Here is a 14,835-nt window from a genome sequence, read left to right on the forward strand (position 1 = left end):
CTGGCTCCGTATACCACACGCGGGAATACGCACAAGATCGCAGGGCTTGCGGAGCTTTCCCCCCATGTACGTGGGGAGGGCCGGCAGGGCGGGACCCGGGAGGTGTCCGGCCCCTAGACCGGGCGGCGGAGCACCGTCATGCTGCGGTCCACCAAGGTCAGGCGGTCGCCGGCCTGTACCTTCTGGTCGCCGTCCGGCGGGACACCGTTCGCGCGGGCGGTGTCCACCACGGCCTGCCACTGCCGGCCGTGGTTGACCGGCACCACGAAGTCCAGCGGTTCGGGTGAGGCGTTGAACATCAGCAGGAACGAGTCGTCGCCGATCCGCTCCCCGCGCACCCCGGGCTCGGAGATCGCGTTGCCGTTCAGGAACACCGTCAGCGCGGAGGCGGGCGCCGTGTCCCAGTCCCGCTGGGTCATCTCCTTGCCCTCGGGGGTGAACCAGGCGATGTCCGACAGGTCGTCGTGCGTGCCCTCCACGGGCCGGCCGTGGAAGAAGCGGCGCCTGCGGAAGACCGGATGGTCCTTGCGCAGCCACACCATCGCGCGCACGAACTCCATCAACTCGTGCTCGGGCGAGCCCTCCTCCGCGTCCGGGTCCGGCCATTTCACCCAGGCCAGCTCGTTGTCCTGGCAGTAGGCGTTGTTGTTGCCGCGCTGGGTGCGCGCGAACTCGTCGCCGTGGCTGATCATCGGCACGCCCTGGGAGAGCATCAGCGTGGCGAAGAAGTTCCGCATCTGCCGCTGCCGCAGCTGCAGCACACCGGGGTCCTCCGTCTCGCCCTCCGCCCCGCAGTTCCAGGACCGGTTGTGGCTCTCGCCGTCGCGGTTGTCCTCGCCGTTGGCCTGGTTGTGCTTGTCGTTGTACGAGACGAGGTCGTGCAGGGTGAAGCCGTCGTGGCAGGTGACGAAGTTGATCGAGGCGAGCGGACGGCGGCCGTCGTCCTGGTAGAGGTCGGAGGAGCCGGTCAGCCGGGACGCGAACTCGGCGAGCGCCCGCTGCTCGCCGCGCCACAGGTCCCGTACGGTGTCGCGGTACTTGCCGTTCCACTCGGTCCACAGCGGCGGGAAGTTGCCCACCTGGTAGCCGCCCTCGCCGACGTCCCAGGGCTCGGCGATCAGCTTCACCTGGGAGACCACCGGGTCCTGCTGCACCAGGTCGAAGAACGACGACAGCCGGTCCACCTCGTGGAACTGGCGGGCCAGCGTGGCCGCGAGGTCGAAGCGGAAGCCGTCGACGTGCATGTCCGTGACCCAGTACCGCAGCGAGTCCATGATCAGCTGCAGGACGTGCGGGGACCGCATGAGCAGGGAGTTCCCGGTGCCCGTGGTGTCCATGTAGTACCGCGGGTCGTCGGTGAGGCGGTAGTACTGCGGGTTGTCGATGCCCTTGAAGGACAGCGTCGGGCCGAGGTGGTTGCCCTCGGCGGTGTGGTTGTAGACGACGTCGAGGATGACCTCGATGCCGGCCTCGTGCAGGGCCCGCACCGCCGACTTGAACTCCAGGACCTGCTGCCCGCGGTCGCCCCAGGAGGCGTACGCGTTGTGCGGGGCGAAGAAGCCGATCGTGTTGTAGCCCCAGTAGTTGTTCAGGCCCATGTCGACCAGCCGGTGGTCGTTCACGAACTGGTGCACCGGCATCAGCTCCAGCGTGGTCACGCCGAGCTCCACCAGATGCTCGATGATCACCGGGTGCGCGAGCGCCGCGTAGGTGCCGCGCAGCTCCTCGGGCAGGCCCGGGTGCTGCATCGTGAGGCCCTTCACATGGGCCTCGTAGATCACCGTCTCGTGGTACCCGCGGCGCGGCCGCCGGTCGTCGCCCCAGTCGAAGTACGGGTTGACCACGACCGACGTCTGCGTGTGCGGGGCCGAGTCCAGGTCGTTGCGCTCGTCCGGGGCGTCGAAGTGGTAGCCGTAGACCTCCTCGCCCCAGCGGATGGAGCCGCTGATCGCGCGCGCGTACGGGTCGAGCAGCAGCTTCGCCGAATTGCAGCGCAGCCCGCGCTCGGGGGCGTACGGCCCGTGCACGCGGAAGCCGTACCGCTGTCCCGGCATGATGCCGGGCACGTACGCGTGCCGTACGAACGCGTCGCTCTCGCGCAGTTCCACCGCCGTCTCCGAGCCGTCGTCGTGCAGCAGACACAGCTCTACTCGGTCCGCGGCCTCCGTGAAGACCGCGAAATTGGTGCCGGCGCCGTCGTACGTGGCACCGAGCGGATACGCCTCGCCAGGCCAGACCTGCATGGATCGACTCTTTCAGGTGGAGCTCGCCGCCGGGGGCGCCTTCGCGTCGAGTGTCCCCGAAAGTGATGGAACCACCTATGACTTACGTCCCTCTTACCGCTCGACCAGGCATACGCGGTATGCCGAACCAGTGGGGCAAACAGGTACTCCCGTGACCAAGGGGGAGTAGGGGGAAGATGTGCGCAACATAGTGCACCGCCATCTGGGAAAGGTGGTGGCCGGTGCGGCCGTCGCGGTGGCAGGGACCGCCGTGATGGTCGGGATCACCCTGCCGGGGACGGCGGGGGCCGACGAGTCGGGAGGGAGCGGGGCGGGGACGGCGAGCGCCCGGCAGGCGGGGCAGGACGGGGCGGTCCAGCCCGGTGTCGTCCAGCAGGCGCCCGCCCAGGGCGACCGGGGCAGGGGCAGCGATCCGCTGACCGACGACGAGATCAAGCGGGCCGAGCAGATCGCCGCCAACCGCCAGCTGCTCAACTCCGCCCAGAACGTCGAGGGCGACCGGGGGCCGCAGCGCCTCACCGTCGACCTCGTCGACCCGGAGGACGACGGGACGGACGGCGCGAACGCACCGCGCCGGGCCGACGTGACGTTCTACGACTACAAGAACGACACCCTCGTCACGAAGACGGTCGACCTGGACACCGGGAAGGTCGAGCAGACGGGCACGCAGCACGGCGTCCAGCCGCCGCTCGCCCGGGCCGAGAACGCCGAGGCGGCCAGGCTGCTGATCGCCGACCCGCTCGGCGCCGGCCTGAAGGCCGACTACAAGGACGCGACCGGCAAGGAACTCACCTCGCCGGACCAGCTGCTGCTCAACGGCGCCGTCTACCGGGCCACCCCGGGTGCCCAGCCCGCCGTGCTCGACAAGTGCGGCGAGCACCGGTGCGTGCGGCTGTTTCCGAAGGTCGTCAACGGCCCGTGGATCGACGCCAGGTCGCTGATCGTCGACCTCAGTGCCGGCAAGGTCGCCCAGCTCGACCGCCACTGACGTCCGTCCAGACATCCAACTTGCTCCTCCTGTAAGGGAGTCACCTCTTCATGCACGTCAACAGAATGAGCCGTGCACGCGCCCGCACGGCCGTCGGTCTGTCCGTGGCCGCGCTCGCCGCCGGGGCGATGACCGGCGCGGGACCCGCCTCGGCCCAGCCGAGGGCCGCCGCCCCGGCCGCCGGCTGCAGCGCCGCCTACAAGATCGAGCAGAAGCTCTCCAGCGGCACGACCTGGACCATGTGCTGGCGCTACGACAGCAAGGCCGGACTCGTCCTCGACGACGTCTCCTACCAGCCCAAGGGCGAGACCAAGCCGATCAAGGTGCTCAACAGCGCCCGGCTCGCGCAGATCGACGTCCCCTACGACGACGGCAGCGTCGAGTACGACGACCTCACCGGCTTCGGCTTCGCCCAGGGCCTGGTGAACCTGGCGCCCGGCGAGTGCCCCGGCGGCACCATCAAGTCAGTCAAGGTGCCGGACTCCTGGGACCCGCAGCACCCGAACGTCAACGGCCTGTGCACCACGACCCGTTCGCGCGGCCACGCCTACCGCATGCAGGGCGACAGCGCGAACAAGGTCTACCAGCAGCAGGGCAAGGACCTGCTCGTCTACACGGTCAACCAGGTCGGCTGGTACGAGTACATGACCGAGTGGCGCTTCCAGGACGACGGCACGATCAACATGAACGTCGGCGCCACCGGCAGCCTCTCCTACGAGGACTACGACGCCGGCGACGGCCGCGGCTGGCCCATCGGCAAGGGCGCCACCGCCTCGGCCACCAGCCACACCCACAACGTCTTCTGGCGGCTGGACTTCGGCCTCGACGGCTCCTCCAAGACCAAGGTCGAGCAGTACGACTCGAAGGGCAGCGCGCCCGCCCGCGGCCAGGAGGCCCCGAGCGCCAAGACCACCCGCACCAAGATCACCAAGGAACTCGCCGGCGACTACAAGACCTACCGCTGGTGGCGGATGGTCAGCGCGACCGGCAAGAACAAGGACGGGCACGCGCGCTCGTACGAGATCGTCCCCGGCCCGACCACGAAGTACCCGGGCCGCAGCTTCACCAAGCACGACCTGTACTTCACCGAGTACAACAAGTGCGAGCAGTTCGCCAGCAACAACACCGGCAACTGCGCCGCCGGGGCGGGCAAGTCCGTGGACAAGTGGGTGAACGGCCAGACGCTCACGCACCCGATCGTCTGGATGAACGTGGGCTTCCACCACATCGCCCGGGACGAGGACCAGCAGCCCATGCCGGTCCACTGGCAGGGTTTCTCGATCTCCCCGCGGGACGTCACGGCTATGAATCCGCTCACTCCCGACGCCCTCGCGTCGCAGAACGGCCACTGGGAGCCGCGTAGTTGAGAAACGACCCTGTCCATCCGGCTGCATCGCCTACCGGTCCCGGAGTACCCTTCCTTGATCGTTGGGACGGGGAGAGCTCGGGGGAGCGGAAGGCGGTGCGCGGGTGGGCTCGGGAGGGCTGGAGCTGCCCCCTGGTGACGAGGGTCACGAGGGGAACTCCACAGACGTCCCGCCCGGCACGGTGTCACTGGCCAGGCCCATGGCGACGAACTCCATCGGGCCGGAGCTGGACTGGGACGCCGACGCCTGGCGCGAGGTGCGTACGCGCGCCCAGCGAGCGGGACGGGCCTACATCTGGCTGAATCTCGTCGAGCAGCGGCTGCGCGCGGTCGTGGCCGCTGTTCTGCGGCCCATCTACGAACCCGTCCACGGCGACGAGTGGGTGGTCGCCGCGGCCGGCCCGGCGGGCCAGGAGTGGGTGCAGCGCGCGGTCGCCGTGCGCGAAGTCAGCCGCCGCAAGGGCTACTTGCTCGACCCGGCCGACGACAACGTCCTCAGCTTCCTGACGCTGCCGCAGCTGCGCGAGCTGATGGTGCAGCACTGGCCGTGCTTCGAGCCGTACGTCGACGACCGCCGCGAGGTCGAACTCGCCCTGGACGAGCTCGAGGTCACCCGCAACGTCGTCTCCCGCAACCGGGCCCTGTCCCAGGCCGTGCTGGGCCAGGCCGAGCGGGCCTCCGCGAAGCTCCTGGACATCCTGGGCGCGGCCGGGGACGTGCCCTCGGCCCGCCGGCTGCCGGTGGACGCGGTCGAGGACCTGGTCGGCGACCGGTACGCGGACGTGGTCGCCGTGCACCCCGACCGGGTGCGGCTGCTGCGCCAGTTCCCGGCCGAGGACATCTTCGGCGGCGCCCGCCGCCTCGACGCCGTCGGCATCGGCCTCAACCTGCTCGTGCAGAACTTCTCCGGGCGCCGGCTCGTGCGCCTGGCCGAGGCGGGCTGCCGGGTCCGGCTGCTGTTCCTCAACCCGGCCTCCAGCGCCGTGAAGCGGCGCGAGCGCGAACTGGGCATGAAGCGGGGCGAGTTGAGCCGCGCGGTCGAGATGAACATCCTGCACATGCGCCGGGTCAGGTCCCGGCTGCGCGACCCGGGCGCGTTCGAGATCCAGGTCTACGACGAGACGCCGCGCTTCACCGCCTATCTGGTCGACGGGGACGGCTCGGACGGCGTCGCCGTCGTGCAGTCCTATCTGCGGCGCTCGCGCGGCATGGAGGCGCCGGTGCTGGTGCTGCGCAACGGCAGCCGCGTGGTCAAGTCCGGCGATCTGGACAAGGGGGTCGACAGTGGACTCTTCCCCATCTACCGCGAGGAGTTCGAGGCGACTTGGGCGGATTCGCGCCCGGTGTCCTGAAGCGCCCCCGGCGGCCCGCGCGACCGGACGGTAAGCGGAATGCGGTCCTCGGATTGTCAGTGGCTCATGGGAAGGTGGAGACCACTGGGGGAAAGCACCACCAAGAAGGGGGGCCGCCCATGGGCTGGCACCAGGAGCTGCTGATCGGCTTCGACCTGGAGACGACCGGGACCGATCCGCGCGAGGCGCGCATCGTCACGGGGGCCGTGATCGAGGTCAGGGGAGGGCAGCCCCTCGGGCGCCGGGAGTGGCTGGCGGATCCGGGCGTCGTCATTCCGGCGGACGCGGTGGCGGTGCACGGGATCAGCAACGAACGCGCGGCGTCCGAGGGCCGCCCGGCCGACGAGGTGGCGGACGCCATCGCGGACGTCCTCGTGGGGTACTGGCAGTCGGGCGTCCCGGTCGTGGCCTACAACGCCGCCTTCGACCTGAGCCTGCTCTCCGCCGAACTGCGGCGGTACGGACTGCCGTCGCTGCGCGACCGCCTCGGCGGCATCGACCCCGCACCGGTCGTCGACCCGTACTGCATCGACCGCCGGGTGGACCGCTACCGCCGCGGCAAGCGCAACCTCGAAGCGGTCTGCAGGGAGTACGGGGTCCCGCTGGACGCCGCGCACGACGCCGCCGCCGACGCCCTCGCCGCGGCCGGACTGACCTGCGCGATAGCCGGCCGGCACGCCAAGATCGCGGCCCTCGGCCCGGCGGAACTGCACCGCCGCCAGATCGAGTGGTACGCCGAGTGGGCGGCCGACTTCCAGGACTTCCTGCGCCGCAAGGGCGACGCGACGGCGGTGGTCGACGGCACATGGCCGCTGCGGGAGCTGACGGACGAGCCGGTGGTGTGAGGGGTTCCTCCCCCGCACCCGAGGTGACCGCACGGGGCGAGGCCCCATCATGCCGGGGCCGGCGGCCGGGTCCCTACGCCGGGGCCGGGCCCGCCACGCGTTCCACCCCGGGGCGGGCCACCCGCTCGTAGTCGGCGCCCGCGAGCGACAGGGAGCGGTCGAGCCGGGCCGCGTTGAAGTACAGCCGCGGCTGCGCGACGACGTCCGGGTCGGCCACCAGCTCGAGTTCGGGATCGAAGCTGAACGGCAGCACCGTGCCGGGGACCGCCCGCGCGAGCCGCTCGGCCGTCTCCGCGTCGCTGAAGCCGACGTAGCGGGCCGCGAACAGCGTCTTCACCGCGTCCAGGTCCACCCGGCGGTCCCCGGGGACGACCGCGAGGACGTGCCGGGTCGTGTGGCGGTCGACCTTGACCCGGAGCACGATGCACTTCGCGGCCTCGGAGACCGGGTGCCCGCGCAGCGCGCTGACGGCCTCGGTGGTGCCCTCGGGCTCGTGGTGGATGAGCTTGTAGTCGACGGAGGAGGAGTCGAGCAGGGAGATCAGACGGTCGTAGGTGTCGTGGTCCGGCATCGGACGTCCCCTTCGTGGGCGTGGACTTCGGTCTCGCGTGCGGCCGCGGCGCGGTGGGCGCGCTCCACGGACTGGCCCCAGTAGGTGCCGGCGACCATCATGGCGGCGCCGAGCGCGGTGAGTGCGGTGAGGTGCTCACCGCCGAGGGCGACGCCCACCGCGACGGCCCACACGGGTTCGGTGCCCAGCAGCAGGCCGGCCCGGCTGGCGGAGGTGCGCTGCACGGCCCAGGTCTGCGCGAGGAACGCGAACACGCTGCAGAACAGGGCGAGATACACCAGCTGCGTCCAGGTCGCCGTGCCGGCCCGGGCGAGCGCCGGCAGCTCGTGCGCGGCTGCCGGCAGGAACAGCACGGTCCCGACGATGGTCTGCACGGCCGTCAGGTGCAGCGGGCGGATGTCCCGGCCGCCGCCGGTGAGCCGCCCGACCAGCGCGAGATGCGCGGCGCGGACCACCGCGGCGCCGAGCATCAGCAGATCGCCGAGGCTCGGGGCGTGGAAGCCGTTGCCGGCCATCAGCAGCCCGACGGCCAGGACGCACACGCCGGCGGCGGCGAAGAACAGCGGAGGCGGCCCGCCGTGCGCGCGGTCGAGGAGCGGGGTGAGCACGATGGTGAGGCTGATGATCAGTCCCGCGTTGGCGGCGCTGGTGTGGGCGACGCCGTACGTCTCCACGATCAGGACCGCCGCCTGCGTCAGCCCGAGCGGGACGCCCGCGCGCAGCTCGTCACGGCTCCACCGGCGCGGTCCGCGGCGGGCGGCCACGACGGTGAGACAGGCGAGCGCGGACAGCGCGTAGCGCACGAGGAGCACCAGCAGGACGGGGAGCGCGGCGGTGGCCGTCCGGGCGGAGAGATAGCTCGAACCCCAGACGACGGCGACAAGGAGGAGTACCGCATCGGTACGGCGGACGTCGGACACCGCCCCACCGTGCACCGCGGACGTCCGTGAAGCCCAGTACCAATTTCTAAAACGATCTTTTAGCAGCGCTACATCGAGTCCCTACACTGAGGACATGGACGAACGGCAGCTGCGGATTCTCCGGGAGCTCGGCGAGCTGGGCAGCGTCACCGCGGTCGCCGAGGCGCTGCTCGTGACCCCGTCGGCGATCTCCCAGCAGCTGCGGCTGCTCCAGCGGTCCATCCCGGTGCCGCTCACCGAGCGCCAGGGACGCCGTCTGGTGCTCACCGACGCCGGGCAGACGCTCGCGGGCTCGGCGATCGAGGTGGAGAGCGCGCTGGAGCGGGCCCGGCGCAGCGTGGGGGAGTTCCTGGACCGGCCGGACGGCGAGGTGTCGGTGGCGGCGTTCCACAGCGCGGCCGCGGCGTTCTTCCCCTTGCTGCTGCGCGCGCTCGCCGGGCCGGGCGCACCGGTGCCCCGGCTCGCGGACGAGGACGTGCCGCAGGAGGACTTCCCGCGCCTGACCCGGGAGTACGACCTCGTCCTCGCGCACCGTCTCGAACACGCCCCGCCGTGGCCGGACACGGTCACCGCGACGACGCTGCTGCGCGAGCCCCTGGACGTGGCCATGCCGGCCGGTCACCCGCTCGCCGCCAAGCGCCGCGTGACCCCGCGCGACGTGGCCGACGAGCCGTGGATCACCGTGCACGACGGCTTCCCGGTGATGGCGACGATCGAGGCCATCTCCGCCGCGGCGGGCAAGCGCCTCCATCTGGCGCACCGCATCAACGAGTTCGCGGTCGTGGCCGAGGCCGTGGCGGCGGGCGGCGGCCTCGCCCTGATGCCCCGCTGGACGATGCGCCCGCACCCCGCCCTGGTCCTCAGACCCCTCGGCGGCGTCCGCGCACGGCGCCACATCGACGCCCTGCACCGCCCGGAACGCACGGCCCGCACAGCGATCCGCACAGTCCTCAAGGAACTGCACGAGGCGGCCCGAACCATCCAGGCCGGGTGACCGCAGCCCCGCCAGGGGCGCGGGCAACGGCGCGACCAGCCACCACCAACCCGCACCCGCCAACGAAACGGCCAACGCGTCCCGGGACAGCCCGCATCAGAACGACATCCACCGCACCGTCTCGTCCCCGTCCCGCAACGACGCCACCCGTCGCTCGAACTCGGCCAGCGCCTTCGGATTGCTCGGCGCATGCTGCGCCACCCACGCACAACTGGCCGTCTCCCGGGCCCCCCGCAGCACGGAACACCCCTCCCACTCCCGCACGTCCCAGCCGTACGCGGACACGAACCCGTCGTAGGCCGCCGCAGGCAACCCGTAGCGGTCCCTCGACAGCGCCATGACCACCAGATCGTGCTCCCGCAGATCGGACGAGAACGTCTCCAGATCGACCAGCACCGGCCCGTCCGGCCCCACGTACACGTTCCGGGGCAGGGCGTCCCCGTGAATCGGCCCGGGCGTCAGCCGAGGCGTCAACGCGGCAGCGGCCGCGGCGAACCCGTCGCGCCGCGCGCGCAGATACGCCGCGTCCTGCGCAGCGATCGCGTCCCCCGCGAGCCGCAGCCAGCGCTCCACCCCGCCCAGCAGCTCTCGCGGCGGCAGCGCGAAGGAGGGCGAGGGCAACGCGTGCACCACCCGCAGGAGTTCGGCCAGATCCCGCGGTTCGGCGTCCCGCACGGGATCCGGCAGCCGGTGCCACACCGTCACGGGGTGCCCCTCGACCAGCCGCGGCTTCGGCTCGGCCGCCCGCACCGCCGGCACGCCCGCCTCGGCGAGCCACAGCGCGATGTCCAGCTCGCGGCGCGCCCGCTCCAGCAGCTCCGCGTCACGGCCCACCTTGACCACCAGGTCACCGGCGGCGAACACGGCGTTCTCGCCCAGGGCGAGCAGCCGCGCGTCCCGCGCCGGGCCCGGCAGCACCCCCGCGGAGGCCAGTACGTCCCGCGCCCGTGCCTCGTCCATCGTCCGCCTCCGTGTCGTCGTACCCCTGCGTCGTACCCCTGCCGCGAACAGCGTCGGAATCACGCCATACGTCGATCAGTCTCGCATCCGTACAGGTCGCACCGGGTGCGCGGGCCGTTTGCGGGGCACATTGCCCTCACGGCCATGACCGGGCGCGGCCCCGCCGCACCACCCGGCCGCGTCCCGTAAAGAGGTTCCGCACAAAGATCCCGCACAAAGGTCCCGCACAGAGGTCCCGGACAGAGGTCCCCTACAGAGATCCCGGACAGAGAGGGAGATGCCGTGGCGGCAGTGGCCCAGGCGGTGAGACCGGTGCGGCGCGCCACGGATCGCGGCGCCTGGTTCCTCGTCCTCCCCGCGCTGATCCCCATCCTCGTACTGAGCGTCGGACCGCTCCTGTACGGCGTCCTGCTGGCCTTCACCGACGCCCAGTCGGGCCGCACCCAGGCCACCCGGTGGATCAGCGGCCTCAACTTCCAGGACCTGCTGCACGACACCCTGTTCTGGGAGTCGTTCCGCATCGGGCTGGTGTGGGCGGTCGGCGTGACCGTGCCGCAGTTCCTGCTGGCGCTGGGTCTCGCGCTGCTGCTCAACGAGGACCTGCGGCTGAGATGGCTGGCCCGCGCCCTGGCGATCATCCCGTGGGCGATGCCCGAGGTGGTCGTAGGAGTCATGTGGCGACTGGTCTACAACCCGGACGCGGGCGTCCTCAACGAGACCCTGCACGACCTCGGCCTCGGCGGGGGCCACGACTGGCTCGCCGGGCTCGCGACCGCGCTGCCCGCGGTGATCGTGGTCGGCGTCTGGGCCGGCATGCCGCAGACCACGGTCGCGCTGCTCGCCGGTCTGCAGAACACCCCGCGCGAGCTGCACGAGGCGGCCGCCGTCGACGGAGCGGGCGCCTGGCGCCGCTTCCGCACGGTCACCTGGCCCGCCCTGCGCCCGGTCGCCCTCGCCATCACCGCCCTCAACCTCATCTGGAACTTCAACTCCTTCGCCCTGGTCTACGTGCTCACCAGCGGCGGCCCCGGCGGCCGCACCCGGCTGCCCATGCTCTTCGCCTACGAAGAGGCCTTCCGCTACGGCCAGTTCGGGTACGCGGCGGCGATGGGATGCGTGATGGTGGCCGTCGTCGCGGTGCTGCTCGCCCTCTTCCTCGTCGGCCGGCTGAGCGGAGGTGACGACGCATGAGGACCGGGACCCGCACCCGGGCCGGCCAGTACGCGGCGCTGCTCGCATACCTCGTCTTCCTCGCCTTCCCCCTGCTGTGGCTGCTGTCCACCGCCTTCAAGTCGCCCCGGGAGCTGGGCAGTCTGCATCCCACCTGGATCCCGCGGAACCCCACGCTCGACAACTTCCGGCAGGCCTTCGACGAGCAGCCCCTGTTGCACGCCGCGCTCAACTCCCTGCTCGCCGCGGCCGGGGCGGCCGTCGTCGCCGTGGTGATCGCGACCCCGCTCGCCTACGTCATGGCCCGCCGCCGCACCGCGCTGACCCGGGCGGCGACCGGCTGGGTGGTGGTCAGCCAGGCGTTCCCGCTGGTCCTGGTGATCATCCCGCTGTTCCTGGTGCTGAAGAACCTGCGCCTGATCGACTCGCTGGCCGGGCTGACGCTGGTGTACGTGGTGTGGGCGCTGCCGTTCGCGCTGTGGATGCTGGCCGGATACGTCCGCGCCGTGCCCACCGAGGTCGAGGAGGCGGCGGCCGTCGACGGCGCCGGGCGGGCGCGGACCCTGGTGTCGGTGGTGGCGCCGCTGCTCGCGCCCGGGATCGCGGCGACGGCGCTGTTCGCCTTCGTCACCGCGTGGAACGAGTTCTTCTTCGCGCTGGTCCTGCTGAAGACCCCGGAGAAGCAGACCCTGCCGGTCGTCCTCACCCACTTCATCGGCGCGGAGGGTGTCGCGGACCTCGGCCCGCTGGCGGCGGCCGCGTTCCTCGCGACGCTGCCCTCCCTGGTCGTCTTCGCCCTCATCCAGCGGCGGATCACCGGCGGCATGCTCACCGGGGCGGTGAAGAACTGATGCGTACCAGAACCGTCTGCCAGTTCGCCCTCGCGCTCACCCTGCTGCTGGCCGGCTGCACGGGCGGCGGCAGCGGTCCGGCGGACGGCCGCATCACACTGCGCTTCCAGTCCCTGGCCTGGCAGCAGGAGTCGGTGAAGGCCAACAAGGAGCTGGTGAAGGAGTGGAACGCGAGCCATCCCAATGTCAAGGTCGAGTACGTGCAGGGGAGTTGGGACAGCGTCCACGACCAGCTGCTGACCTCCTTCGAGGGCGGTGAGGCCCCCGACATCATCCACGACGCCTCGGACGACCTCGCGGACTTCGCCTACGGCGGCTATCTGGCCGACCTGCGGGACCTGTTGCCCGCCCGGCTCAAGTCCGAAATTCCGCAGCGGAGTTGGCAGACGACGACCTTCGGCGACGGCGTCTACGGCGTGCCCTTCCTCCAGGAGCCGCGCGTCCTCGTCGCCAACTCCACCTGGCTGAAGAAGGCGGGCGTACGCATCCCCACCCCCGAACGGCCCTGGTCCTGGGCGGAGTTCAGGCAGGTGACGAAAGAGCTGAGCGGCGGCGGGAAGTACGGCGTGGCCTGGCCGCTCAAGGAGCCCGTCTCCGCCACGCTCAACCTCTCCCTGTCGGCGGGCGGCGAGCTGTTCCACCGGGGCGCGGACGGCAAGGTGACCATCCGCTTCGGGGAAGCCGACCAGGTGGTGCCGCGCACGGTCGGTGCCCAGGCGAACACCGATCACAGCGCCTCGCCCACGACCCTGGGCAGCGGCGGCTCGGACACGCTGCCCGGCTTCTTCGCCGGGAAGTACGCGATGGTCCCGCTCGGCTTCTCCTACCGTCAGCAGATCGCGCAGCAGGCCCCCAAGGGCTTCCGGTGGCAGGTGCTGCCCGCCCCGGCCGGAGCCGACGGGCTCACCCAGGGCGTCAGCCCGCAGACCCTGTCCGTCGCCGAGGACAGCCCGCACAAGAAGGAGGCCGCCGCGTTCGTCGACTTCCTGCTCCGGCCGAAGAACATGGTCCGCCTCGCACTGGGGGACTGGATGCTGCCGACCGGCATCCAGGCCCTGAAGGACCCCGCGCTGCACCGCGCCGAGGACGGCTGGGCGACCGGCACCGCCCTCGCCGCCCACCTCCGCTCCGCGCCCGCGCAGTCCGTCCGCGGCTACCCCGAGTGGAAGGACAAGGTGGCGACACCCGCCTTCCAGGAGTACTACAGCGGCGCCATCGGGCTCGCCGAGCTGCGCAGACGGCTGGAGAAGGACGGGAACCTGGTGCTGGCGCGGTACCAGCGCTGAGCGGCCCGCGCCCGGCGTGACGGAGAGCCCGCTGCCCGGCCGCGCGGGGTGTCCGCTGCCCGCGGGGCGAGGAGTCCGATGCCCGGCGGGGCGGGAAGCCTGCTGCCCGGCCGGGTGGAAAACCCGCTGCCCGGCCGCGCGGAAAACCCGTTGCCCCGTGAGAGGCCGTCCGCCTAGCGTCGCGTCCGTGGCAGCCTGCAACGCGATCACTCACTCCGGTCTCGGCCGGGGCACCGCGCACTCCGTCCGGATGCGCCGTGGCCTCGGTTCCCTGACCGGTACGGAGAGCCGCACCCGCTGATTCCTCGCGACGCGTGACCCGTTGGCGGCACGCGACCCGCGCGCTGCGCATTCCCGCCTCCTGTCTTCCGGTCAGGGCCTCGGCTGCCCTCTCCCTTTCCACGGAAGACAAGGACGCAGGCCATGGCCCGCACCCATCCCCCCTCCCGCGCGCTCTCGCAGAACTTCCTCGCCGACCGCGCCACCGCCGAACACCTCGCCCGCCTCGCCGTCCCGCGCGAACACGAGGCACCTCTCCTGCTCGAAGTCGGCGCCGGCAAAGGCGCGTTGACCGAGTGGCTCGCACCGCGCTGCCGGGAGCTGCGCGCGTACGAGATCGACCGCAGACTGATCCCCGTCCTGCGCGACCGCTTCGCGAAGACGCCGCAGGTCACCGTCGTCGGCGGGGACTTCCTCGCCGCGAAGCCCCCGCGCACGCCCTTCTCCGTCGCCGGGAACGTGCCCTTCTCCCGCACCTCGGCCATCGTCGACTGGTGCCTGCGGGCGCCCGCCCTCACGGAGGCCACCCTCCTCACCCAGCTCGAGTACGCCCGTAAGCGCACCGGCGACTACGGGAGCTGGACCCTCGTCACCGTCCGCAGCTGGCCGCGCCACGAGTGGCGGCTGGTCGGCCGGGTCGGGCGCGGCCGGTTCCGGCCCGCGCCGCGCGTCGACGCCGGGATCGTCCGCATCGAGCGCCGCCGTACCCCGCTGCTCGCGCCGGCCGCTCACGAGCGCTGGCGGCACCTCGTCGAGCTCGGCTTCTCCGGCGTCGGCGGCTCTCTGCACGCCTCGCTCCGGCGCGCGCATCCCGGGCGCCGCGTGGACGCGGCGTTCCGCGCGGCGGGGCTGGACCCCGGGGTCCTGGTGGGCGAGGTGGCACCGGAGCGCTGGCTGGCGCTGCACGAGGCGCTGGACGCATGAGGTCGCCGACGCACACGAGGTCACCGGCGCACGCGAGGCCGGCTGCGGATCCGAGGTCTCCGACGCCTCCGAGGTCACCGGCCCAC

The 14,835-nt window shown here is 71.8% G+C and carries 13 protein-coding genes; 9 read left to right on the top strand and 4 right to left on the bottom strand.

Going from position 1 to position 14,835, the window contains the following annotated elements; translation table 11 throughout:
• Nucleotides 1–113 precede the first annotated feature (113 nt).
• Complete coding sequence (glgX, locus tag ACFU97_RS17225) at nucleotides 114–2,243, bottom strand: glycogen debranching protein GlgX (RefSeq protein WP_384256810.1); 2,130 nt, start codon at nucleotides 2,241–2,243, stop codon at nucleotides 114–116.
• A gap of 178 nt (nucleotides 2,244–2,421) precedes the next feature.
• Between glgX and ACFU97_RS17230 the strand changes: the two genes are divergently transcribed.
• The 4 genes from ACFU97_RS17230 (at nucleotide 2,422) to ACFU97_RS17245 (ending at nucleotide 6,794) form a co-directional block, all read left to right on the top strand.
• Complete coding sequence (locus ACFU97_RS17230) at nucleotides 2,422–3,231, top strand: Tat pathway signal sequence domain protein (protein WP_384256812.1); 810 nt, start codon at nucleotides 2,422–2,424, stop codon at nucleotides 3,229–3,231.
• A 50-nt stretch (nucleotides 3,232–3,281) separates the two neighbouring features.
• The gene (locus ACFU97_RS17235; protein ID WP_384256813.1) at nucleotides 3,282–4,598 is read left to right on the top strand and encodes a copper amine oxidase; all 1,317 of its coding nucleotides are present in this window, start codon (nucleotides 3,282–3,284) and stop codon (nucleotides 4,596–4,598) included.
• A 103-nt stretch (nucleotides 4,599–4,701) separates the two neighbouring features.
• Nucleotides 4,702–5,949, top strand: a complete 1,248-nt coding sequence (locus ACFU97_RS17240) for an SAV2148 family HEPN domain-containing protein (RefSeq protein WP_384256815.1) — start codon at nucleotides 4,702–4,704, stop codon at nucleotides 5,947–5,949.
• 119 nt (nucleotides 5,950–6,068) lie between these two features.
• Entirely contained in the window at nucleotides 6,069–6,794 is a 726-nt protein-coding gene (locus ACFU97_RS17245; RefSeq protein ID WP_384256818.1) for a 3'-5' exonuclease, read from the top strand.
• 73 nt (nucleotides 6,795–6,867) lie between these two features.
• On the opposite strand, the gene ACFU97_RS17250 is transcribed toward ACFU97_RS17245, so the two are convergent.
• Together ACFU97_RS17250 and ACFU97_RS17255 are read right to left on the bottom strand one after the other, a co-directional pair.
• Nucleotides 6,868–7,365: a YbaK/EbsC family protein gene (locus tag ACFU97_RS17250; protein WP_384256820.1), complete on the bottom strand. Its 498-nt coding sequence runs from the start codon at nucleotides 7,363–7,365 to the stop codon at nucleotides 6,868–6,870.
• Nucleotides 7,335–8,285, bottom strand: a complete 951-nt coding sequence (locus tag ACFU97_RS17255; RefSeq protein WP_384256823.1) for a DMT family transporter — start codon at nucleotides 8,283–8,285, stop codon at nucleotides 7,335–7,337. The genes ACFU97_RS17250 and ACFU97_RS17255 overlap by 31 nt, the downstream gene beginning before the upstream one ends.
• A 94-nt stretch (nucleotides 8,286–8,379) precedes the next feature.
• On the opposite strand from ACFU97_RS17255, the gene ACFU97_RS17260 reads away from it, so the two are divergent.
• Nucleotides 8,380–9,279: a LysR family transcriptional regulator gene (locus ACFU97_RS17260; RefSeq protein WP_384256825.1), complete on the top strand. Its 900-nt coding sequence runs from the start codon at nucleotides 8,380–8,382 to the stop codon at nucleotides 9,277–9,279.
• A 96-nt stretch (nucleotides 9,280–9,375) separates the two neighbouring features.
• Here ACFU97_RS17260 and ACFU97_RS17265 read toward each other — a convergent pair whose 3' ends face one another.
• Nucleotides 9,376–10,239, bottom strand: coding sequence for a phosphotransferase enzyme family protein (locus ACFU97_RS17265; protein WP_384256827.1), 864 nt, complete (start codon nucleotides 10,237–10,239; stop codon nucleotides 9,376–9,378).
• 282 nt (nucleotides 10,240–10,521) lie between these two features.
• Here ACFU97_RS17265 and ACFU97_RS17270 point away from each other — a divergent pair, with 282 nt between their 5' ends.
• From ACFU97_RS17270 to erm, 4 genes are all read left to right on the top strand, one after another.
• Nucleotides 10,522–11,430: a carbohydrate ABC transporter permease gene (locus ACFU97_RS17270; RefSeq protein WP_384256830.1), complete on the top strand. Its 909-nt coding sequence runs from the start codon at nucleotides 10,522–10,524 to the stop codon at nucleotides 11,428–11,430.
• Nucleotides 11,427–12,260 carry a carbohydrate ABC transporter permease gene (locus tag ACFU97_RS17275; RefSeq protein ID WP_384256832.1) on the top strand — a complete coding sequence of 278 codons (834 nt, stop codon included), beginning with the start codon at nucleotides 11,427–11,429 and terminating at the stop codon, nucleotides 12,258–12,260. The genes ACFU97_RS17270 and ACFU97_RS17275 overlap by 4 nt, the downstream gene beginning before the upstream one ends.
• Nucleotides 12,260–13,546 (top strand): ABC transporter substrate-binding protein, encoded by a 1,287-nt coding sequence (locus tag ACFU97_RS17280; RefSeq protein WP_384256834.1) that lies wholly within the window; start codon nucleotides 12,260–12,262, stop codon nucleotides 13,544–13,546. Before ACFU97_RS17275 ends, ACFU97_RS17280 begins: the two co-directional genes overlap by 1 nt.
• Nucleotides 13,547–13,969: 423 nt before the next feature.
• Nucleotides 13,970–14,749, top strand: coding sequence for an ErmE/ErmH/ErmO/ErmR family 23S rRNA (adenine(2058)-N(6))-methyltransferase (erm, locus tag ACFU97_RS17285; RefSeq protein ID WP_384256836.1), 780 nt, complete (start codon nucleotides 13,970–13,972; stop codon nucleotides 14,747–14,749).
• The last annotated feature ends 86 nt before the right edge of the window (nucleotides 14,750–14,835 follow it).

The organism is Streptomyces sp. NPDC057616, from assembly GCF_042800575.1.
Classification (GTDB): domain Bacteria; phylum Actinomycetota; class Actinomycetes; order Streptomycetales; family Streptomycetaceae; genus Streptomyces.